This is a genomic window from Pauljensenia hongkongensis, assembly GCF_001746855.1.
Lineage (GTDB): Bacteria > Actinomycetota > Actinomycetes > Actinomycetales > Actinomycetaceae > Pauljensenia > Pauljensenia hongkongensis.
The window spans coordinates 1,616,866-1,638,246 of sequence record NZ_CP017298.1 but is presented as its reverse complement, the minus strand read 5'-3'; the positions used below and the strand labels follow the sequence as shown (position 1 = coordinate 1,638,246).

19 protein-coding genes and 2 tRNA genes are annotated in these 21,381 nt (G+C 69.1%); 5 read left to right on the top strand and 16 right to left on the bottom strand.

What is annotated here, in order from left to right; translation table 11 throughout:
* Positions 1-11: 11 nt before the first annotated feature.
* From trxB to BH719_RS06725, 3 genes are read left to right on the top strand one after another with little or no spacing between them, the layout of a single operon-like run.
* Positions 12-1,037: a thioredoxin-disulfide reductase gene (gene trxB / locus BH719_RS06735; protein ID WP_009744066.1), complete on the top strand. Its 1,026-nt coding sequence runs from the start codon at positions 12-14 to the stop codon at positions 1,035-1,037.
* Positions 1,034-1,414: a YchJ family protein gene (locus tag BH719_RS06730; RefSeq protein WP_009744065.1), complete on the top strand. Its 381-nt coding sequence runs from the start codon at positions 1,034-1,036 to the stop codon at positions 1,412-1,414. Before trxB ends, BH719_RS06730 begins: the two co-directional genes overlap by 4 nt.
* A gap of 21 nt (positions 1,415-1,435) precedes the next feature.
* Positions 1,436-2,077 carry a phosphatase PAP2 family protein gene (locus BH719_RS06725; protein ID WP_009744064.1) on the top strand — a complete coding sequence of 214 codons (642 nt, stop codon included), beginning with the start codon at positions 1,436-1,438 and terminating at the stop codon, positions 2,075-2,077.
* Positions 2,078-2,249: 172 nt separating this feature from the next.
* Here BH719_RS06725 and BH719_RS06720 read toward each other — a convergent pair whose 3' ends face one another.
* From BH719_RS06720 to BH719_RS06700, 6 genes are all read right to left on the bottom strand, one after another.
* Positions 2,250-3,146, bottom strand: a complete 897-nt coding sequence (locus tag BH719_RS06720; RefSeq protein ID WP_009744063.1) for an SDR family oxidoreductase — start codon at positions 3,144-3,146, stop codon at positions 2,250-2,252.
* Positions 3,147-3,360: 214 nt separating this feature from the next.
* Positions 3,361-3,681, bottom strand: a complete 321-nt coding sequence (locus BH719_RS06715; RefSeq protein ID WP_009744062.1) for an ArsR/SmtB family transcription factor — start codon at positions 3,679-3,681, stop codon at positions 3,361-3,363.
* On the bottom strand, positions 3,662-4,852 hold the full coding sequence (locus BH719_RS06710) for an MFS transporter (protein ID WP_009744061.1): 1,191 nt from the start codon (positions 4,850-4,852) through the stop codon (positions 3,662-3,664). Before BH719_RS06710 ends, BH719_RS06715 begins: the two co-directional genes overlap by 20 nt.
* Positions 4,853-5,112: 260 nt before the next feature.
* Positions 5,113-5,185 (bottom strand) — tRNA-Ala (locus tag BH719_RS06705).
* A gap of 9 nt (positions 5,186-5,194) precedes the next feature.
* Positions 5,195-5,329: a DLW-39 family protein gene (locus tag BH719_RS09850; protein WP_009744060.1), complete on the bottom strand. Its 135-nt coding sequence runs from the start codon at positions 5,327-5,329 to the stop codon at positions 5,195-5,197.
* 33 nt (positions 5,330-5,362) lie between these two features.
* A tRNA-Ile gene (locus tag BH719_RS06700) sits at positions 5,363-5,439 on the bottom strand.
* A 186-nt stretch (positions 5,440-5,625) separates the two neighbouring features.
* On the opposite strand from BH719_RS06700, the gene BH719_RS06695 reads away from it, so the two are divergent.
* Together BH719_RS06695 and BH719_RS06690 are read left to right on the top strand one after the other, a co-directional pair.
* Entirely contained in the window at positions 5,626-6,684 is a 1,059-nt protein-coding gene (locus BH719_RS06695) for an Mbeg1-like protein (RefSeq protein ID WP_009744059.1), read from the top strand.
* Between the two features lie 5 nt (positions 6,685-6,689).
* Positions 6,690-7,589, top strand: coding sequence for an Mbeg1-like protein (locus BH719_RS06690; RefSeq protein ID WP_009744058.1), 900 nt, complete (start codon positions 6,690-6,692; stop codon positions 7,587-7,589).
* Here BH719_RS06690 and BH719_RS06685 read toward each other — a convergent pair.
* The 10 genes from BH719_RS06685 to dnaA all read right to left on the bottom strand — a co-directional run bounded on the left by BH719_RS06685 (position 7,576) and on the right by dnaA (position 20,975).
* Positions 7,576-7,974: a DUF3566 domain-containing protein gene (locus BH719_RS06685; protein ID WP_009744057.1), complete on the bottom strand. Its 399-nt coding sequence runs from the start codon at positions 7,972-7,974 to the stop codon at positions 7,576-7,578. The two genes, BH719_RS06690 and BH719_RS06685, sit on opposite strands and share 14 nt — an antisense overlap.
* Positions 7,975-8,087: 113 nt before the next feature.
* Positions 8,088-10,640, bottom strand: a complete 2,553-nt coding sequence (gyrA, locus tag BH719_RS06680) for a DNA gyrase subunit A (RefSeq protein WP_009744056.1) — start codon at positions 10,638-10,640, stop codon at positions 8,088-8,090.
* Positions 10,641-10,705: 65 nt separating this feature from the next.
* The gene (gene gyrB, locus BH719_RS06675; RefSeq protein WP_009744055.1) at positions 10,706-12,748 is read right to left on the bottom strand and encodes a DNA topoisomerase (ATP-hydrolyzing) subunit B; all 2,043 of its coding nucleotides are present in this window, start codon (positions 12,746-12,748) and stop codon (positions 10,706-10,708) included.
* Positions 12,749-12,959: 211 nt separating this feature from the next.
* Entirely contained in the window at positions 12,960-13,856 is an 897-nt protein-coding gene (locus BH719_RS06670) for a DUF5067 domain-containing protein (RefSeq protein WP_157098205.1), read from the bottom strand.
* A gap of 160 nt (positions 13,857-14,016) precedes the next feature.
* Positions 14,017-14,631 (bottom strand): DUF5067 domain-containing protein, encoded by a 615-nt coding sequence (locus tag BH719_RS06665; protein WP_083808188.1) that lies wholly within the window; start codon positions 14,629-14,631, stop codon positions 14,017-14,019.
* A 332-nt stretch (positions 14,632-14,963) separates the two neighbouring features.
* Positions 14,964-15,968: a DUF5067 domain-containing protein gene (locus BH719_RS06660; RefSeq protein ID WP_069774583.1), complete on the bottom strand. Its 1,005-nt coding sequence runs from the start codon at positions 15,966-15,968 to the stop codon at positions 14,964-14,966.
* A gap of 131 nt (positions 15,969-16,099) precedes the next feature.
* The gene (locus BH719_RS06655; RefSeq protein WP_009744051.1) at positions 16,100-16,810 is read right to left on the bottom strand and encodes a DciA family protein; all 711 of its coding nucleotides are present in this window, start codon (positions 16,808-16,810) and stop codon (positions 16,100-16,102) included.
* Positions 16,803-17,990, bottom strand: coding sequence for a DNA replication/repair protein RecF (gene recF / locus BH719_RS06650; protein WP_009744050.1), 1,188 nt, complete (start codon positions 17,988-17,990; stop codon positions 16,803-16,805). Before recF ends, BH719_RS06655 begins: the two co-directional genes overlap by 8 nt.
* 7 nt (positions 17,991-17,997) lie before the next feature.
* Entirely contained in the window at positions 17,998-19,134 is a 1,137-nt protein-coding gene (dnaN, locus tag BH719_RS06645; protein WP_009744049.1) for a DNA polymerase III subunit beta, read from the bottom strand.
* A 389-nt stretch (positions 19,135-19,523) separates the two neighbouring features.
* Positions 19,524-20,975 (bottom strand): chromosomal replication initiator protein DnaA, encoded by a 1,452-nt coding sequence (gene dnaA / locus BH719_RS06640; RefSeq protein ID WP_009744047.1) that lies wholly within the window; start codon positions 20,973-20,975, stop codon positions 19,524-19,526.
* Positions 20,976-21,381: the final 406 nt, after the last annotated feature.

Below are 21,381 nucleotides of genomic sequence, written 5' to 3'. Positions count from 1 at the left end.
ATTGGATCCCCATGTCCTTCCCTGTCCTCACCGGCCTCGTCCACGCCGAGGTGAAAGCGCCCGAAGGGGCTGCCACCGCCCCGCTCCCCGATTCCGGGGTGCCCGAGGGCGCCACCGTCCACGAGGTGGTCGTCGTCGGATCGGGCCCCGCCGGGTATACGGCGGCGATCTACACGGCGCGCGCCGGACTGTCCCCCGTCGTCCTCGCAGGCGCACTGGCCGCAGGCGGCGCCCTCATGAACACCACGGAGGTCGAGAACTACCCGGGCTTCCCCACGGGCATCCAGGGCCCCGACCTCATGGAGGGCATGCGGGAGCAGGCCGAGCGCTTCGGCGCCGACATCCGCTACGAGGACGCCGTGTCCGTGAGCCTGGCGGGCGACGTGAAGGCCGTGGCCACCGATGACGAAGTCCTCTACGCGAGGGCTGTGGTCCTGGCGACGGGTTCGGAGTACCGGCACATGGGCGTTCCCGGCGAGGACAGGCTCTCCGGCCACGGGGTGTCCTACTGCGCCACCTGCGACGGCTTCTTCTTCAAGGACAAGAGGCTCGCGGTCGTCGGCGGCGGCGACTCGGCGATGGAGGAGGCCCTCTTCCTGACGAACTTCGCCTCGGAGGTGGTCGTCGTCCACAGGCGCGACCAGTTGCGCGCTTCGAAGGTCATGGCCCAGCGGGCCTTCGACAACCCGAAGATCTCCTTCGCGTGGAACTCGACGGTCTCCGAGGTCCTGGGCGATGACTCGGTGACCGGTCTGCGCCTGGCCTCCACGGCCGACTCCAGCGAGTCCGTCCTGGACGTGGACGGCGTCTTCGTCGCCATCGGGCACCTGCCGCGCACGGGTTTCCTGGCGGGCCAAGTGGCGCTGGACCCGGCCGGGTACATCGTGGTGGACGAGCCGTCGACCCGCACTGACGTCCCCGGCGTCTTCGCCTGCGGCGACGCGGTGGACCACACCTACCGGCAGGCGATCACCGCGGCGGGTTCGGGCTGCCGGGCCGCCCTGGACGCTGAGCGGTGGCTGGCGGAGCGGGCGTGAGGCCCTGCCCGTGCGGGTCGGGCAGCGCTTTCGACCGCTGCTGCGGCCCGTACTTGGGCGGCGCGCCCGCGCCGACGGCCGTGGCCCTCATGCGCTCGCGCTACACGGCGTTCGCCTTGGGCGACGAGGACCATCTGTTCCGCACGTGGCACCCCCGCACGCGCCCGCGGCCGCCCTACTGGGCGCCGGGGACCTCGTGGACCGGTTTGAGGGTCGTCGCCGTCGAGGGCGGCGGCGAGGCCGATGAGGAGGGGATTGTGACATTCGAGGCATCTTGGCGCGATGGGGCGACGGGCAGGACGGGAGCGCAACGGGAACGTTCACGTTTTGAACGACGCCGTGGTCTGTGGGTGTACGTCTCGGGCACGGACCGCTGAGACTCCACTAGGCTGGTGACCATGTTCCTTCGCCGTTTGCTTTCCGCTCCGGTCATCATCGGGGCCATCCTGGTCGTACTGATCGGCATCGCCGGTGGGCTCATCACGAATCCCACGCCCATCGACTCGTCCGTACTGACCGGCTTCATCGATTCCCGTTCCCCGGGCGTCACCGCCCTCATGAACGGCGTCGGTTTCGTCTTCGACCCGAACGCAGTCGCTGTCATGGCCGTCGTCGCGGGCCTCATCGTGTGGCGCGTGGTCAAGAAGATCCTCCACGGCGTCTTCGTGACGGGATCGGTGGCGCTGTCCGCGGTCAACGCCCACATCATCAAAGCCCTCGACGGGCGCCCCCGCCCCCCGGAGGTCACGCGCCTGGCGGCTGAGACCTCGCCTTCGTTCCCCTCCGGCCACACCACGGCCATCACGGCGTTCCTGGCCGCCCTGGTGCTGGTCCTCACGATGACGCGCTGGGGTCGGCGCCTGCGCCACCTGCTGTGGATCGCGGCCCTGGCGTTCATCGTGTTCATTGCGGTCTCCCGCCTGTACCTGGGCGTCCACTGGCTGACGGACGTGCTGGGCGGCTTCGGCATCGGCCTGGGCTCCACGATGATCCTGACGCCCTTCCTACTGGGTCCCAACGTCCTCAGGCGCGCCTTATAGGGCCCGCCCGCCGCGCGGGTGGCCGGGGGCAGCTGCATTCCACCAACGCCGGGGCAGTGCCGTTAACCGGATGGCGCACAACACGACGAGGCCGGGGCCACCCCCGGCCTCGTACCATTCCCGCGCTCCGCACCCCGTCCGGGTCATCGGGGCGCGGGAGGCCCGGGCGGGCCTACCCCCGCCCCTCGGCCACGTCCCGCACGCTCAGGGGAGGGCGGCCGGTGAGGTCCTCGACCACGGTGGACACGACGTCCATCTGGCCCGCGGCAATCGAGGTGTAGGTGGAGACCCACGCGTCGTACTGCCACTGCTCGACGGGCCACTTCTTGCGGGACTCGTACGCCTCGTCGACGGTCTCGCGCTCGTAGCGGATCGGCCGGCCCAGGGCGCCGGTGAGGATTTCGGCGATCTCGTCGAGCGTGAGCGAACTCGGCCCCGTGACGTTCAGCGTCCGGCCCACGTGGCGCCCGGGATCGCGCAGCACGGCCGCGGCGACCCGGCCCGCGTCGCTGCGTGCCACCGCGCCGACTCGCCCGTCTCCTGCGGGTCCGCGGATCACCCCCTCCTTGTCGGGCAGATCCACGAAGAAGTCGATGTAGAAGTTGTCCCGCAGGAAGGTCCAGGCCATCCCGGAGGCTTTGATGTGCTCCTCCGTGTGGAAGTGCGTGCGCCCCAGGGTGAACACGCAGTCGGGCGCCGCGTTCATGAAGGACAGGTAGACGATGTGGCGCACCCCCGCCTCGGCCGCCGCGTCGATGAAGTCCTTGTGGCGCGCGAGGCGGTCGGCGGATTCGGGGGCGGAGACCATGAAGAGCGTGGTCACGCCCGCGAGGGCGGCGCGGGAGGCCCCGGTGTTCTCGTACGAGCATTGGACGGCGGCAGCGCCGGGCAGTTGCGGGGCGCGCGAGGGCGTGTTCGCCAGCAGACGCATGGGGATTCCTGCTTCTGCGAGCACGCGCGCGACGGTGCCGCCGACGTTCCCGGAGGCCCCTGTGATCCCCAGGGGCGGCAGTCCGCGGGCGTCGGAGGAGCGGGCGGGGTCGTGCGCGTTCTGCGTGTTCGTGCTCATCCTCCGATTCTCGCACAGACAGCCGGTGGTCAGATTCCACCGCGCTGTCAGAGCCATGCGGCCAACCGTCCACAAAATTTCTCCACAACTGTGGATATACCTGTGGACAACGGGGAGGTTCCACCCCGCGAATGCGCTGATCCCCGGGCGCGCCGACAGCGGAGCGGCGGAAGCGGCGTCTTCGACCCACAGGTCAGCCGAATGCGGGCGCTCCTCAATCCCCGCCGGGGGCCGCAGAGCCCCTGCGCACAATACTGGCCAGAAGCCCCTGGTAGTCGCGCTCGAACTCCGGGCGCAGGGTCAGCACGCGCTGGTTCCCCACCGGCGTGCTCACCACTATCCCCGCTTCCCGCAGCACTTTGCAGTGATGGGAGACAGTCGAGGAGGACAGTCCGTGGTCGATCTGGCCGCACCCCAGTTCGCCCTCGAGGGCGATGCGCCGCACGATCCTCAGGCGCAGAGGGTCCGAGAGCGCGGCGAAAACGCGCGCGAGCGCGGCCTCTCGCGTATCGGCGTCATCCCTTCGTCGGCTCATCACCCCTCATCGTCTCATATGGCGCAGTCATGGCCAAGGCGAGAACGACCACTGCGGAGGCCACGAGGGGGATCACGTGAGCGGGCTGGGCGCTGATGACCGCGGCGCCGAGGACGCCCGCGAAACCCTGCCCGATGTAGATGCTCGACGAGTTCAGTGACAGGTTGAGTTGGGCGCGCTCGGGCGCCAGCGCGATCAGGCGGTACTGCTGGGCGATCACGGCGACCCACGCGCTGACCGTCCATGCGGCGACGCAGACGTGGACGGCCCACGGGTGGCGGTCCGAGGCGGCGGCCAGGCCCAGGGCCGCCAACGACACGGCGAAGACGCCCATCCCCGCGCGGGCCAGCACCACGCTGGGCCAGCGGTCGCACAACCATCCGCCGAGGACGCCGCCCAGTAGCGAACCGAGTCCGAAGACCAGCAGGACCAGACTGAACTGGCCGCCCATCCCGGCCTGGCCGACGATCGCGCTCAAGTACGATATGCAGGCGTAGCCGGCGATGAAGATCGTGATCGTGACGGCGAGCGTGAGGACGGTCTGCCGATCCGCCAGGCCCATGAGCAGTGCGCGGATCGAGGGAACGCTCTTCGAGGCGGTGGCCTCACGCGCCCGGATGCTCGCGAGGATCGCGAGGAGGACGGCGATGGCGCCTCCGCCCATGGCCCAGAACACCGCCCTGTACCCGTAGCGCCCGCCCATGAGGGCTCCGAGCGGCACGGCGACGACGGTTGCCAGCGTCATGCCCGTGGAGACCACTGAGATCGCCTTGCCGCGGTGCCTGGCGGGCGCGAGGCTGGTCGCCAGGGCCATGGCGGTGGGCGTGGCCATGGACGAGCCCAGCGCCGACACCACCCTGGCCGCCAGCATCCACCCGTATGTGGGGGCGGTTGCGACCAGCACGTTGCCCAGGGCGAAGACCAGCATGGCCGCTCCCAGCGTCGAACGCCGGTTCCACCGCCCCAGCACCATGCCGAACAGGGGCGCTGAGACGGCGTAGACCCAGGCGAACGCAGTGATCAGCAGGCCCGCCTGGGCCAGTGGGACATTGAGCCGGTCGGCGATCTGGGGCAGGATGGCGGCCAGGATGAAGCCGTCCGCCCCTATGAGGAACGCGCAGAGCGCCAAGACACCGATCTTCCCCCAGGAAGCCGTCGAACCACCGTGCATCCCCACTTACTCCTTCGATACTTTTCGAACTACTTTGCAGTTCGAAGATTATCGAAATAGGGGTCGGGCGTCAACACCGGCAGGACTCAGGGATTCGGGATCCACAGGGGCTCCCACGTCCGGCCATCATCCTGGAGGCGGTGCTGTGGACGTTGAGAATCGTCCTGTCAACAGCGGACAGGCGTCGGATGCTGATGGGAGGTGTTGACATGGAAAAACCCCGGAACCACTTTCCGTTGCGGTTCCGGGGGAATATCAAGTGGAGCTAACGGGACTCGAACCCGTAACCCCCTGCTTGCAAAGCAGGTGCGCTACCAATTGCGCCATAGCCCCTCGGAAGGCTCAGGCCTCCACGGCGTCCGTCACGGACGTCCACAGCTCCGCGTTGTCGGAGAGGTCGTGGACGATCTGGCGCACAACCAGGCCAACGGCGACTGCGGATCCGACGGCGACTAGGCATGTGGCCCACTTCTTCATGGCGACCTCCCCCGGCTCGTGCTCACCTGTGGATGGTGGGCCTAGGTGGGCTCGAACCACCGACCTCAGTCTTATCAGGACTGCGCTCTAACCTACTGAGCTATAGGCCCATCCGCGCCCTTGAGGGCACTCGGATATGGTACACATCCGCCGCCCCCGCCAACAAATCCACTTAGGTGACGTCCAACACTAGGGCGCGCCTCTTCAAGCGGGCCGTCCGTGGGCCACCGGAGGCCCCCACCTCCCGCAGCCGCCCTGGGGCCCCTACGATTGACACAGGACGCGGAAGGGGGAGCATGGGCACCATCATCGACGACGCGCGCACGCACTTGGCGCGCCTGGACGCAGAGCCATTGCGCGAGGTCGACTCCCTGATCCTGTCCGCCGCCGCCTACTTCGACCTGTCCCCCATGGCGGGAGTCCGCGCCCGGCGCCCGGGCGTGCGCATCGGCGACCTGGCGCGCGCGGAGAACTACGACCGCTACTTCGCCCACGTCCTCAAGCCCCAGGACGGGCACCGGCTGCTCACGGCGATGGCGGCGAACCCCCGGTTCCGCGACGTGCGGGTCTTCTCCTACACGACGGAGACCAGTATCGACGAGCAGAAGCAGTTCTGCGCCATGTCGTTCGCGCTGGGCCCCCACCTCACCTACGTGGCCTTCCGGGGCACGGACGCGAGCCTGGTCGGGTGGAAGGAGGACTTCAACATGTCCTTCCAGTACCCCGTGCCCGCCCAGAGGCGCGCCGCCGCCTACCTCGACCACGTCGCCGCCCACAGGCGCGGGCAGATCATCGTGGGCGGCCATTCGAAGGGCGGGAACCTGGCGGAGTACGCAGCCGCGCACGCCCGGGCACCGGTCCGCGCCCGCCTCGGCGCCGTGTACAACCACGACGGCCCGGGTTTCCCCGACGACGCCCTGGACCAGTTCTCCCCCGTCCGCCACATCTTCCGCAAGACCGTCCCGCAATCGGCCCTGGTGGGGCTCCTCATGTCCTCGCCCCGCCGGGCGCGCGTCGTCCGCGCGACCACGAACGGGATCCTGGCGCACTACCCGTACACGTGGCGGGTCGAGGACGGCGACTTCGTGGACTCCCCGCTCAACAAGGACGCCCGCGGATTCGACAGGCGGCTCACGCGCTGGTTGGCCGCCCACCCGCGCGACGAGGCGGAGCTGCTCATCGAGGCCCTCTACGGGGTCGCCACCAGCTCGTCGACGGAGACCGTGTCCGAGATGGTCGCGGCCTTCGCCGCCGATCTGCCGTTCTTCGCGCGCTCCTTCACGTCCATGGGCCGCGAGGCGCACGCCGTGCTGCGCGGCGCGATCCTCGACCTGCTCCCCTTCCCAGGCAGGTAGGCGCGATGGGCGACGTCATCGATCACGCGCGGGGGGCGGACGCGGACCCCTCAGCCCCGCCGGGCCCGGCCGACGCCCTGGCCTTGTGCTGCCTCGCGCAATGCGATTTCGGCGCGCTCGGGGCCGTGCGCGGGGCCGACGGGATGCGGGTGGCCGACCTGGGCGCACTGGCACTGTCCCGTTTCCTCTACCGCCATTCCCTGCACCCGCGCCTCGACCGGCGCATGCTGGTCGCCGCGGCGTCGTCGCCCCGTTTCGCGCCCCTCATCTGCGCCCACGCCGTGGACCGGTGGAGCGCACGCCCGCTGATCCAGTTCTCAGCGCTCACACTGCGGACCCCCGGGGGCCCGGGATCGCCCGTGATGGTGGTGTTCCGCGGCACGGACAGGTCGTGGCAGGGCTGGGCCGAGGACGCCGCCATGGGCTTGTCGTTCCCGTTGCCGGGCCACAGGGCGGCGGCGCGGTACCTGGCGTTCGCGGCGGAGCGCCACCCGGGGCCGCTGTTCGTCATGGGGCATTCGAAGGGCGGGAACCTGGCGGAGTACGCGCTGGCGAGCCTGCTGCGCGCCCGCCCCCGCGACGCGGAACGGGTCCACCTGTTCTCCTTGGACGCCCCGGGCTTCCCCGCCCCCCTCGTCCGGTCGGGGTTCTTCGAGGCGAACGCGGCGCCCGCCTCGCGCGTGCGGATCCCGGGATCGTGGGTGTCGGTGCTGCTCGACCAGCCCGGCCCCGCGCGCTTCGTCCGCTCGGGCCTGCCCGGTCCGATGGGCCACGACCCCTACACGTGGGTGGTGGAGGGCGGCGATTTCGTTCCCGCGCCCGCTCCGGGGCCCGTCCCGCGCGCCGTCGGCGCCGCTGTCGACCGCGCGCTGGGACTGCGCCCCATCCGGATCACTCGTCCATGAGGGACACTTTGATGCCGCCGACCAGGGACGCGACCACGTTGTAGAGCATGGCCCCCAGCGTCGATATCGCGGTCATGAGGACCACGTTGATGACTCCGACGATGGTGGCGTAGGCGATGGTGCGGGGCAGGCGCACGTACTCGAGCAGTTCTGTGAACTTGCCGGCGCCGATCTCCTGCAGGAAGGACTCCAGCGTGGAGAACACGTGCATGGCGTCGAGCATGAACCACAGGACGATGGTGGCGATGACGATGGCGATGCCGAAGGCGACCGACAGCAGGAATGAAACCTTCATGACGGTCCACGCATCGATGCGTGCGATCGCCAGGTCGACGCGGCGGGGCGCGTCGCTCTGGTTCGATGTGGGTGCGTGCTGCTCGCTCATGGGTTTCCTTCCAGGTGCGGGTACCTAATGGCTATCGTACCGGTCCCTCCGTCGCGCGGGGCCCGGTCGCTCCTCCCCTGGGACGGGGCGCGGCCCCAGTCCCAGGGGCGCGTTCACTGCTCGGATGCGGGCTGGTCGTCGGCGGGCGCGTCCGCGTCGTCCTGGTCCTCGGCGCCGACGGTGGAGTCGGAGTTGCGGGTGATCGCGATGATGCGGTCGTCGGCGTCGGGGCGGGCGAAGATCACGCCCATCGTATTGCGGGAGGTGGGCCGCACGTCGGAGGCGTTGACCTGCACGAGCTTCCCAGATTCTGTGATTACCATCACATCTTCGTCGGGCTTGACGACGAGTGCGCCCACCAGGCCGCCGCGCTCGTCGGAGAGCTTGCCGACCCGCACGCCCATAGTGCCCCGGGACTTCGTGGGGTACTCGGCGACGGGCGTGCGCTTGGCGTACCCCGACTCCGTGACGATGAGCAAATCAGTGCCCTCGACGGGCACCTCCATCGACAGCAGCTCGTCGTCGCCGCGGAACTTCATGCCGCGCACGCCGGAGGTGGAGCGGCCCATGGGGCGCAGCTGCTCGTCGGTGGCGGCGAAGCGCACCGCCTGCCCGTCGCGGGAGACCAGGATGAGGTCCTGATCGGCCATGATGGTCTGGGCAGACACCAGTTCATCGGGGTTGCCCGCCTCGTCCTCGCGCAGGTTGATGGCGATGATGCCGCCCGAGCGCGGTGAGTTGTACAGGGCCAGCGGGCTCTTCTTGACCAGGCCGGACTTGGTGGCGAGCACTAGGTGGTCCGCGTCCTCGTAGGTGCGGATCGCCAGGACCTGCGCGATGCGCTCGTCGGGCTGGAAGGCCAGCAGGTTCGCCACGTGCTGGCCCTTCGCGTCGCGTCCCCCCTCGGGGATCTCGTAGGCCTTGGCGCGGTAGACGCGCCCCAGGTTGGTGAAGAACAGCAACCAGTGGTGGGTGGTGGTGACGAAGAAGTGCTCCACCACGTCGCCGCCGCGCAGCTGGGTGCCCCGCACCCCCTTGCCGCCGCGCTTCTGGGAGCGGTAGTTGTCGGTGCGGGTGCGCTTGGCGAAGCCGTCGCGGGTGATGGTGACGACCACGTCCTCCTCGGGGATCAGATCCTCCATGGACATCTCGCCGTCGAAGGGGAGGATCGTCGTGCGGCGCTCGTCGCCGAACTTGTCGACGATCTCGGACAGCTCCTCCGAGATGATCGTCCGCTGGCGCTCCGGCTTGTCCAGGATGTCGCGCAGGTCGTCCACGCGCGCTTTGAGCTGGGCGTGCTCATCGAGGATCTTCTGGCGCTCCAGGGCGGCCAGGCGCCTCAGCTGCAGCGCCAGGATGGCGTCGGCCTGGACGGCGTCGACGTCGAGCAGGTCGATGAGCCCGGCCCGCGCCTCGTCGACGGTGGGGGAGCGGCGGATCAGGGCGATGACCTCGTCGAGGGCGTCGAGGGCCTTGAGGTAGCCCTCCAGGATGTGCAGGCGCTCCATGGCCTTGCGCAGCCGGAAGCGCGTGCGCCGCACGATCACGTCGATCTGGTGGGTGATCCAGTGGCGGATGAACCCGTCGATGGACAGGGTGCGCGGCACCCCGTCGACCAGGGCCAGCATGTTCGCGGAGAAGTTCTCCTGCAGGGGCGTGCGCTTGTACAGGTTGTTGAGGACGACCTTGGCGACGGCGTCGCGTTTGAGGACGATGACGAGGCGCTGGCCCGTGCGCCCGGAGGTCTCGTCGCGGATGTCGGCGATCCCCTGGATCTGGCCGTCGCGCACCAGTTGCGCGATCTTGTCGGCCAGGTTGTCGGGGTTGACCTGGTAGGGGAGCTCGGTGACCACCAGGCACTGGCGGCCCTGGATCTCCTCGACGCTGACGACGGCGCGCTGGGTGATGGAGCCGCGTCCCGTCCGGTAGGCGTCCTCGATGCCCTTGTGGCCCAGGATGGTGGCGCCGGTGGGGAAGTCGGGGCCGGGGATGAGTTTGAGGAGCGCCTCCAGCAGTTCCTCGCGGGAGGCTCCGGAGTGGTCGAGGGCCCATTGGACGCCGCGGGCCAGCTCGCGCAGGTTGTGCGGGGGGATGCGCGTGGCCATGCCGACCGCGATGCCCTCGGACCCGTTGGCCAGCAGATTGGGGAAGCGGGCGGGCAGGATGGTCGGCTCCTGGTTGCGCCCGTCGTAGTTGTCCTGGAAGTCGACGCACTCCTCGTCGATGTCGCGCACCATCTCCATGGCCAGGGGCGCCATCTTGCACTCCGTGTACCGGGGGGCGGCGGGCCCCAGATTGCCGGGGGTGCCGAAGTTTCCCTGCCCGGCCACCAGGGGGTAGCGCAGGGACCAGGGCTGCACGAGGCGGGCCAGGGCGTCGTAGATCGCCGCGTCCCCGTGCGGGTGGTAGTTGCCCATGACCTCGCCGACGACGCGGGAGGACTTGGAGAAGGACGAGGCGGGGCGGTAGCCGCCGTCGTACATGGCGTACAGGACGCGCCTGTGGACGGGTTTGAGGCCGTCGCGCACGTCGGGCAGGGCGCGCCCGACGATGACGCTCATCGCGTAGTCCAAGTAGGAGCGCTGCATCTCCTTCTGCAGGTCGACCTGGCGGACGCGCTCGGTGTCCGAGATGTGCCGCGCGTCGGTGGTTCGCTCGTCGCTCACGTTGTTCCTTCGTTCGTTCTGCGGCCGCGCGGGCAGCGCCCGGTCGCGGAGCCGCTGGTGATGGGTCAGATGTCGAGGAAGCGCACGTCTGTGGCGTTGCGCTGGATGAAGGTGCGGCGCCTGTCGACATCGTCACCCATGAGGATGGTGAAGGTCTCGTCGGCGTCCGCGGCCTCGTCCAGGGTGACCTGCTTGAGGATCCGGTGCTCGGGGTCCATCGTCGTCTCCCACAGCTCGTGGTCGTTCATCTCGCCGAGGCCCTTGTAGCGCTGGATGCCGCCCTCCTTCGGGAGGCGCTTGTTCGCGGCCGCCCCGACCGCCAGCAGCTCGTCGCGCTCCTTGTCGGAGTACGCGAACTCGTGGTCCGAGTTCGTCCATTTGAGGCGGTAGAGCGGCGGCATGGCGATGAACGTGTGCCCGCCCTCGATGAGGGGGCGCATGTAGCGGAAGAGCAGGGTGAGCAGCAGGGTCGCGATGTGCTGGCCGTCGACGTCGGCGTCGGCCATGATGACGATCTTGCCGTAGCGCAGTTTCTCGATGTCGAACTCCTCGCCGATGCCGGTCCCGAAGGCGGTGATGAGGGAGCGGATCGTGTCCGAGGACAGGGCGCGGTCCAGGCGCGCCTTCTCCACGTTGAGGATCTTGCCGCGGATCGGCAGGATGGCCTGGCGCTCGGGGTCGCGCCCGCCCACGGCCGAGCCGCCCGCGGAGTCGCCCTCGACGATGAAGATCTCGCACTCGGAGGGGGTGCGTGACGAGCAGTCGCGCAGCTTGCCGGGCATGGAGGCGGATTCGAGGACCCCCTTGCGCCTGGTGGCCTCGCGGGCCTTGCGGGCGGCGACGCGGGCCGCCTGCGCGGCCTGTCCCTTGGCGATGATGGCCTTGGCGTCGGCGGGGTGGGCGTCGAACCAGTCGGTGAGCTTGGAGTAGACCTGTTGGGCCACGAAGGTGCGCGCCTCGGTGTTGCCCAGTTTCGTCTTCGTCTGGCCCTCGAACTGGGGTTCGGTGAGCTTGATGGAGATGACGGCGGTCAGGCCCTCGCGCACGTCGTCGCCGGTGAGGTTGTCGTCCTTGTCGCGGATGAGCCCCTTGTCGCGGCCGTAGCGGTTGACCAGCGAGGTCAGGGCCGTGCGGAAGCCCTCCTCGTGCATGCCGCCCTCGGTCGTGTTGATCGTGTTGGCGAAGGTGTGCACGGAGGAGGAGTAGGCGCCGGTCCACTGCATGGCGATCTCGACGCTCATGGTGCCCTCGTCGTTCTCGGCCTCGAAGTCGATGATCTCGTTGTTGATCGTGTCGGTCTTCTTCGCCGAATCCAGGTACTCCACGTAGTCGCGCAGGCCGTGCTCGTAGCAGTAGGTGACGCTCCGGCGCCCCCCGGCCTCCTGCGGGTCCTCGTCGGGGGCGCCCGCGATCTCGTCGCCCTCCTCGATGGCGTTCTCCCGCTCGTCCGTGAGCGTGATGCGCAGGCCCTTGTTGAGGAAGGCCATCTGCTGGAAGCGCTGGCGCAGGGTCTCGAAGTCGAACTCGACGGTCTCGAAGATGGAGGGGTCGGGGTAGAACACCTGGGTCGTCCCCGTCTCGGTGGTCTCCTCGCCGCGTTCCAGCGGGGTGACGGGCGTGCCGCCGTTGGCGAAGGACATCCGCCACACGTGGCCCTGGCGGCGGATCTCCGTGTCGACCCGGGTGGACAGGGCGTTGACGACGGAGATGCCGACGCCGTGGAGGCCGCCGGAGACCGCGTAGCCGCCGCCTCCGAACTTCCCGCCGGCGTGGAGGATCGTCATGACGACTTCGACTGTGGGCCTGTGCTCGGTGGGGTGCTCGTCGACGGGGATGCCGCGGCCGTTGTCGACCACTTTGATACCGCCGTCGGACTGGATGGTGACCTCGATGTGGTCGGCGTACCCGGCCAGAGCCTCGTCGACGGAGTTGTCGACGACCTCGTACACCAGGTGGTGCAGGCCCCGCTCCCCGGTGGATCCGATGTACATGCCCGGGCGCTTGCGGACGGCTTCGAGTCCTTCGAGAACGGTGATGTCCGAGGCGCCGTAGGTCGCGGCGCCGTCGGTCTTGTTGTCGATGTCAGCCACGTGGCTCCCCTCGCGCATGGACCGGATCACTGAGATCCGATGTTTAACCTTGCAGATTCTATCAAAAGTGCCTGTGCGCCCGGGAAACGACACCCTCAGGGGTTACTCAATAAAATATTGATATTTCAACGTTTTCGACCCTGTGACGAATCATATGCGGCAGCACCGGATCGCGAGGCGGCCGGCTCCCGGCCCGCTGCCGTTGCGCGCAGCGGGCCGGAGGGCGCGGTCACGGGAAACTGAGGATCCACTCGGGCAGGCCGGAGGTGGAGCCGTTGGAGTCGCGCACCTGGACGGTCAAGTCCGTGCGGTTGGAGACCTCGTAGGCGACCGTCCACGTCTCCGTCGCGCCGGGCCGGATCTCGCCGAAGATCCCGTTGGGGTCGAAGCCCTCGGGCTCCCCGCCCTTGGGGTAGTCCGTCAGCGAGCGGTCGGCGCCGTTCTGGGTGACCTCCGGGTGCAGATCCACTTTGAGCAGGGGCGCGTCGGAGTTGTTCGTGGCCGTGAGGGTGAAGACCACGGTGCTGCGGCCGTTGATGTCCTCGGGCCCTTCGCGCACGTCGTCGACTGCGATGTGCGCCTTCGCGACGGGCAGGTCCGCCTCCATGGGGTCCTCGTCCTGGGACGCGCTGGTGGAGGAGTACCCGGGCGCCGGATCGTCGGGGGGCGAGGCGACCAGGGCGACCCGGTAGATCGCGAAGACGACCAGACCGATCAGGACGACAGCGATGGCGATCCCCGCGATCGTGCCCGCCGCCTTCGTCGTCGGCGACGCGTTCTGCGGGGCTGCTGCCGTTCGGGCGGCTGGGAGGGTCGGAGCGTTCACCGCGGGCATCGCCCCGTACCCCGTTCCGCCCTGGGCCGGTGCGCCCGGGTAGGGCGCTGCCTGGTAGCCGGAGGGGACGGGGGCGCCGGTCTGCGGGAAGTGGCCGCCGCCGCTGGTCCCACCGCCGTCAGCCGACGAGGCGGGGGCCGCTTGCGCCGACCCGGCTTGGGCGCCGCCGGGGGCCGGGGACCCCTGGGAGGGGGCCCCGTTCAGAGCGCCGTAGGGATCCTGTGGGTTCGTCTGCCCTGAGGGCACCGGACCCGGGTTGGGGCCGCCCCCTGTGGGTGGTGTGTACGACACTGCGTGCTCCTCGATTCATCCCGCCCCCGGCTCAGGGGCTCCTATGAGCGGATCCTATCGCACAGCGCTCCTTGGGAAACGGCGGTCGGAGCGAGGCCCCAGCCAGCTGCAGGGCCCGCGTGGCGATGGCCCTCCTGGCCCCCTCTGCGGCTGAGCCCCATTAATTGGGCTGCCAGTAGTACTTCGCGTAATCGATGCTCAGATCGTTCTGCTCATAGGGCTCGATTTCAACCTGTGAGGAATCGACCAGCGTGTACGCGAAGGCGACTGTGGTCTCCTGACCGGGCCGAAGGGCCTCCCACCACTTCCCCGGGTCGACCTGGTCGGGCTCTTTGCCGGACGGGTAGTCGGAGAATTCAAGCAATTCCCCTTTCTGCATGACGAACATGGAGTACTCATCGACCTTGATCGTCTGGGACGAGTCGTTCGTCACTTTCTGCATGACGATAATGGTTCTCTTCCCATTCGCGTCATTGGGCCCAGGAAGGATGCTGAACTCGGACTTGACACTGCCCCCGGCCATTGAGGCGGTCCCCAGGACCGTTGTCCCAGCGTTCGCCGACGGTGCCGCCCCGCTCGTGGCCAGCTTGTAGATCCCCAGACCGCCGAGGGCGATGACCAGTACGCCCACCACTGCGGCGATGGCGATCCACATGCCTTTGTTGCTGCCGCTGCCGGAAGCCAATGGAGCGGGCGGCCGCATCTGGTAGCCGCCCTGCACGGGGCCCGCCGCGCCGTACCCCGTGGGGGCGAAGCCCCCCGGCGGGGGCGGCACTTGCGGGCCTGCGGAGCCGGAGGGCGCACCGGCCCAGGGCGCTCCGCCGCCTGCGGACTGCCCGGGGAGGCCCTGGGGCGCGGGGGCCTGCGACGGGGGCTGGGCCTGGGCGCTACCCGGTTTGGGCGCACCCAGCGCCGTCTCCCCTTGCGGGCTGGCGCCCATTGTCCCGTAGGGATCGGTGGGCCCCCAAAGAGCCGGTTGGCCCTCCTGGGGGTGGTGCGTAGGACATGGTCCCTCCTTGCGCCCGTTGCCGGACTGGTGCTGTCCGCGCGGGCCGCACCATCGGCGCTCGCGCGCTCGTCCCGGTGCCGCCCGTACGGAATCCGCGGTTACTTAGGGAGTTTCACTGTCCAGGGGCCTCCCGTACTCGCATCTATGCCGATCAACTGGATACTGACCTCATCAACCGTCTGCGGCATCGCGTACGCCATCTTCCACGTGGCGCTCTCCCCAGGTCCGAGATCTTTCGGAACGTCTTCTCTCAAACCCAACCCATCTGGCTCTTTGCCCGCGGGATAGACCGCTAGCCCGAAGACGTTCCCTTGGTTCGCCTCCCGGCCTGAGAACGCTATCGGGGCGGCGGCGACCACGGGCTGGGTCGAACTGGCGTTGTTCGTCGTTGTCAGGGTCACGATCACAGTGTCATATCCGTTGATGTCCTTCGGTCCGCGCTCAACGCTGTCGATCGAGACTTCCGCACCGGACACATCCAGGGTCATACTGCCCGGTTGCCCCTGGGAGGCGGAACCCCCGTTCGGGCTCCCGCCGCCCGACGAGGTCGGCGCGGCGCTGGGCGAACCGCCGGCACTCGGAGCACCGCCGTCACTGGGAGCGCCGGGGCTGGCCGGCGCGGATCCGGCCGACGGATCGGAGGAACCGCGGAATCCGAACCAGTAGACGGCGAATCCCGCACCCGCGACGACCAGTACGGCGACGATCGCGCCGATGATGATCGCTGTCTTGTTCTTCTGGGGCGCAGAGGGGCCACCGTTCCCCGGTCCGGGCTGCCCGTAGGGGGCGCCCTGGCCGTAATCCGGCGCCCCGTACCCGCCCTGCTGGACGGTGGGGGCGTAGCCGTTCTGCTGAGCACCCGGGTTCGACTGGGGCGGGTACCCGCCCTGGTACGGGGAGCCCGGGGCGCCGCCGCCCTGGGGCGCGCCCTGGTACGGGGCAGAGGCCGGTGGGAGCACCGAGGTGGGCTGATCGGAGTAGGGCAGGGGAGAGGCGCCAGGAGCGCCCTGCTGAGAAGCGCCCGGGTCCTGGTTCGCGGACCGGGGATCCTGCGACGGGCCCAACGGTGTGGGGCCCCCGGCTGAGGGTGGGACTGTGGACATGGAGCTCTCCTCATGTTCGACTGGCGCGCCGTGTGGTGGCCGCGCCCGTTGGGTGCGATACTACCGCAACGATCCACAGTGGAATAATACTTATTAACAAACTGTTCGTTCTGCGGACACGGTGCGCCCCCTCACCCGTAGGTGTCGCGCGGCCCCCTCCCTTTGACCGACAGGGGGCCCTTGCGCCACGAGGGGGCCACCGGTCCGCGGATGACGACCTGCTGGACCACTCCCGGGCCCACCTCCTCGGCGATGCGCCGCTCGATCATGGGCAGGTACAGGTGGAGGTTCTTGGCCCACGCGGTCGACGAGCACCGCACGATGAGTTTGTGCCCCTCGAAGGTCTCGATCGTGGCGTGCGCGGCTATGTCCTCTCCGACGATGGCGGGCCACATCGCCATGATCGACCCCATACGGGTCGGCGTGTCCCACTGGTTGCGCCGGATCATGCGGCTCAACACGCTCCCCAGGCTGGAGGCACGCCGGTACTGGGTGCGCATCGGGGCCATCCCCGGGTTCTTGCGCCATTGATCGGGGTGGCTGGCCAGCGCCGCGCGCAGGGCGCCCAGCTCCCCCTCAGCGTCTGGGGCGGCGCCCGCGCGCCCGTAGGCCTCGGCCCTCATCCGCGCGCGGCGCGCGCTCGAGTCCGCCCCTCCGGCCGTGCCCGCGCCGTCGACTTCGATGGCCGCGTACTCGGAACTGCCGTCGGCCGTGCGCGCGGGGCGCTCCTCGTCGATGCCCCACGTGGGCATGGTCGAGCGGATGTAGCCCCTCGCGCGCGCCACTTTCTGCGCCCGCTCCAGGGCGCGGGCGGCGAACTCCTCATCGGCGCCCTCAGGCATCGGCGGCGCTCCCCTCCGCGGCGTCCATGCGGATGCGGATGGTCCGGTGGTCCAGTCCAGCGGGGATGTCCTCCTCGACGGCGCACGTGATGATGGCCTGTTCGGCGCGCGAGGCCATGGCGGCCAGTCCCTCGCGGCGCGCAGTATCGAGCTCGGCGAAGACGTCGTCGAGGATGAGCACCGGCGTGTCCCCGTCCTCGCTGAGCAGCTCGAAGGCGCCCAGGCGCAGGGCGAGGGCCACCGACCAGCTCTCGCCGTGCGAGGCGTAGCCCTTGACCGGCATCCCGCCCAGGACCAGGGAGAGCTCGTCGCGGTGCGCGCCGACCAGGTTGACGCCGCGGGTGACCTCCTTGTCGCGGTGCGCGGCCAGCGCCGCCAGGGTGCGCCTCTCCTGCGCCGGCGCGTCGCACGGGTCCGCGCTGGCGGGGTCGTCCGGGTCGGTGCCGATCGCGCGGTCCACTGATGCCTCGAAGGACAGGACGAGACGGCGGGGAGAGTCCGAGACCTCGTCGTAGGCCCGTGAGGCGGGACCGGCCAGGGAGGTGACCGCCTGGGCCCTGGCGGCGCTGAGGCGGGCCGACAGATGGGCGAACTGCTGGTCCCACACGTCCAGAGTGGACAGGTCGGGCGACGCGCCCCGCCGGGCGGACGCCTGCGCGGACTTCATGAGCGCGGCCCTCTGGCGGGCCACCCGCTCGAAATCCGCTTTGACGCCCGCCATGACTGGGCTGCGCTGGATGACCAGGTCGTCCATGAACGCGCGGCGCGCGGCGGGCTCCCCGCGCACGAGCGCGAGGTCCTCCGGCGCGAAGACCACGGTCCTGACCAGGCCGAGTATCGCACGGGGCCGCACCTGCGTGCGGTTGATGCGGGCGCGGTTGGCCTTGCCGCGCACGATCTCGAGCTCGACGACCTGCTCGCGCCCTTCCGCCTGCACCAGCCGCACGCGGATCACGGCTCCTCCCGGTGCGGTCGAGGCCGGATCCGCGGGGATCCGCACCAGGGCCGACTCGGCCCCGACGCGGTGTGAGGAGAAAGTGGACAGGTAGGCGATCGCCTCGACCAGGTTCGTCTTCCCCTGGCCGTTGGCCCCCACCAGGACCGTCGCTCCGGGCGGGAACTCGACGAGCCCGCGCTTCCACGAGCGGAAGTCGTCGAGCGCCAGGTGGGAGACGCGCACGGCGGAGTCAGATGCCGAAGCGGATCGGCATCAGGAGGTAGCGGAACTGCGTGACCTCGCCCTCGTCGGGCTTCTTCTGCCCAGTGATGACGGCGGGCTTGGTGGCGTGGGTGAAACCGAAGCGCACGTAGTCGGTGTCGAGCACGGACAGCCCCTCGATGAGGAACTGCGGGTTGAAGGCGGTGGAGATGTCGTCCCCGTGCAGGGTCGCCTCGATGGCCTCCGAGGCCTGGGCGTTCTCGCCCTGGCCGGCCTCGAGCACCACTTGCCCCTCGCTGAAGGCCAGGCGGACGGAGGTGTTGCGCTCGGCGACCAGGGACATGCGCTTGACGGCCTCGAGCAGGGCGTGCCGGTCGCACACTGCCTGGATGGGCGTCGTCTCGGGGAAGAGCCGGCGCACTGCGGGGTAGTCGCCGTCCATGAGCGTCGAAGTGGTGTGGCGGCCCGAGGCGGAGAAGCCGATGAGGGAGGAGGCGCCCGGCTGGGACTGGCCCGACAGGCCGACCTCGACCTTCGTCCCGGAGGTCATGGATTTGGCGACGTCCTGGAGGATGCGGGCCTTGATGACGGTGACCTCCTCGATGGAGGTGTCGGTGGGCTGCCAGTCGAGCTCGCGCATCGCCAGCCTGTAGCGGTCCGTCGCCAGGAACGTGATCGTCGAGCCCGTCAGTTCGGTGCACACGCCCGCGAGCAGGGGCAGGGTGTCGTCGCGGGAGGCGGCGATGCTGACCTGGGCGACCGCCTGGGCGAGGGTCTGCGGGTCGATGTAGCCGATGGCGGCGGGCTGTGCGGGCAGCAGGGGGTACTCGTCGAGCGGCATGACCGCCAGTGTGAAGTGGGAGGAGCCGCAGACCAGGTTGACCTTCTGCCCCTCGAGTTCGACGGTGACGGGTTTGGAGGGCAGGGACTTGGAGATGTCGGCCAGCAGGCGTCCGGAGACGAGCACTTCGCCCGCCTCGTCGACGGTGGCCGGGATCTTCGAGTTCGCGGAGACCTCGTAGTCGAAGGAGGAGAGGGTGAGCTCATCGTCGGCCGCGCGGATCCGCACGCCGGCCAGGATCGGACTGGCGGGTCGGACCGGTAGCGCGCGGGCGGTCCAGGAGACTGCCTCGGCGAGGACGTCTCGTGCGACGGTGAACTTCATGCCAGCCTCCAAACAGGGAATACGATCGCGTCCCTACTTTACCTACAAGTGACTGGTTTCGGCGCATCGGCTACGGCCGTTCGACGATTCGCCCCCGGGCCGCGTCGCGCCGGTGGGAGCGGGCGCCCATGTGCGGGGGAGTGGATTGATTCCTCTATATTCTCACTTCATCACAATAAGGGGTGTTGAAACTGTGGATAACCGGACTTTTGCTTGATGGGGCGCGGGTAATCACAGTGTTGTAATTTTGGGATGGGGTTGGGGACGCGCCCGTTCGGGCTGTGGACGGAGGATCCGGCCCCCTGCGGCCCTCCACAGGAGGAGCGCCGCCGTGCACAGGCGGGACGGGGTGTGTCCACCGCCGGCCCACAGGGCTTGTGGAAACCGGGCTAGGACTCCTTGGCCTTCTGCTTGATGCGGTTGGTCAGCTCCGACACGTGGTTGAAGGTCTCCCTCTTCTCCTTCATGAGGGCGGTGATCTTCTTGTTGGCGTGCATGACCGTCGTGTGGTCGCGGCCGAAGGCCTGGCCGATCTTCGGCAGCGACAGGTCGGTGAGCTCGCGGCACAGGTACATGGCGATCTGGCGCGCCTCGACCACCGTGTGGGAGCGGTCCGAGGAGGACATCTGCTCGATGGTGATCCCGAAGTAGTGGGCGCACTGGCCCATGATGAGGGGGACGGTGACCTCGTTGTCGGTGGGGTCGGAGACGAAGTCCTTGAGTAGCATCTCCGCCAGCGGCAGGTCGATGCGCTCCTTGGACAGGTTCGCGAAGGCGATGACGCGCAGCAGGGCCCCCTCGAGTTCGCGGATGTTGGACGAGATCCGCGAGGCGATGTACTCCAGGACGTCGGGGGTGACCTCCAGGGAGTCGGTCGTGGCCTTCTTCTGCAGGATCGCGATGCGGGTCTCCAGGTCGGGGGGCTGGACGTCGACCAGCAGGCCCGAGGCGAAGCGCGAGCGCATGCGGTCCTCGAAGCCGTTGAGCTGGGCGGGGGGGACGTCGGAGGTGAGGACGATCTGCTTGTTGTTCTCGTAGAGGGCGTTGAAGGTGTGGAAGAAGCCCTCGACGGTCTGCTCCTTGTCCCCGATGAACTGGATGTCGTCGATGAGCAGGATGTCGAGCTCGCGGTAGCGCCTGTGGAAGGCCTCCACCTGCGAGTTGTCCGTCTTGTTGAGGCGGATCGCGTTGATGAACTCGTTCGTGAACTCCTCGGAGTTGACGTAGCGGACCTTGAGGTGGGGGAGCAGCGACAGCGCGTAGTGCCCGATGGCGTGGAGGAGGTGGGTCTTGCCCAGGCCGGAGTCGCCGTAGATGAACAGGGGGTTGAACGAGGTGCCGGGCGTCTCGGACACGGCGAGCGCGGCGGCGTGGGCGAAGCGGTTCGAGGGGCCGATGACGAAGGTCTCGAAGGTGTACTTGGGGTTGAGGTGGGTGAGCCCCCCGTTCTGGGCCGAGGAGACCAGGGCGGGACCGGTCTGGGGCGCGGGCGCGGGCCGCGCGAGTGGGGAGGAGGCAGGGGCGGCCGGGGCCAGGGGGGAGGCGGCGGGGGGCTCGGGTTTGGGCTCCTCGGTGACGGCGCTGATCGAAGGGTCGACTGTGATGGCGATGCGCACGGTGCGCCCCAGGGACGCGGTGAGGGCGGCGGTCAGCTGGTTGGAGGCGCGGTCCTCGATCCACGACTTCGTGAAGGCGTTGGGGACGGCCAGCAGGATCGTCCCCTCGATGTCCCCCAGGGGCCGGGCGGATCGGAGCATGGACGTGGCGGCGGGTCCGAGCTCTTTGGTGGGGACTGTCTCGAGTGCCAGCGCCCACGCGCTGGTGATGGTGTCGGTCGCCACGCTTTCCTCCAGGGCTTCACGGTTGTGAGTTGGGTCATTAAGGGATGGGATCCTGTGGATGACCTGATGATAGTCGAGTCTATCCCGTCCACACCTGGTTCCACAGGTTGGGGAAAGATCTGTGGACAACTTCGGTGGAATCACACCTATGTAACTACACCAGGGGGATCGCGCCGCGTCTGGGAAAGGTGCCGGCCGGCCCCTTCTGTGGATAACTCCGCCCTGTGGGCGCTGTGGACGGCGGCTGTCCACAGCGGAATCCACACCTGTGGATGGATTCGGTTCGTCACACAGTGGATAATCGCATTGACTCCGTCCAGGCGGGCCCCTAGTCTTGTCATTTGTTTGCGCCCATTTCCGGGTGCGCATAATCGCCTCCGCGCCAGCGAGGGGCGCGCCCACCGCG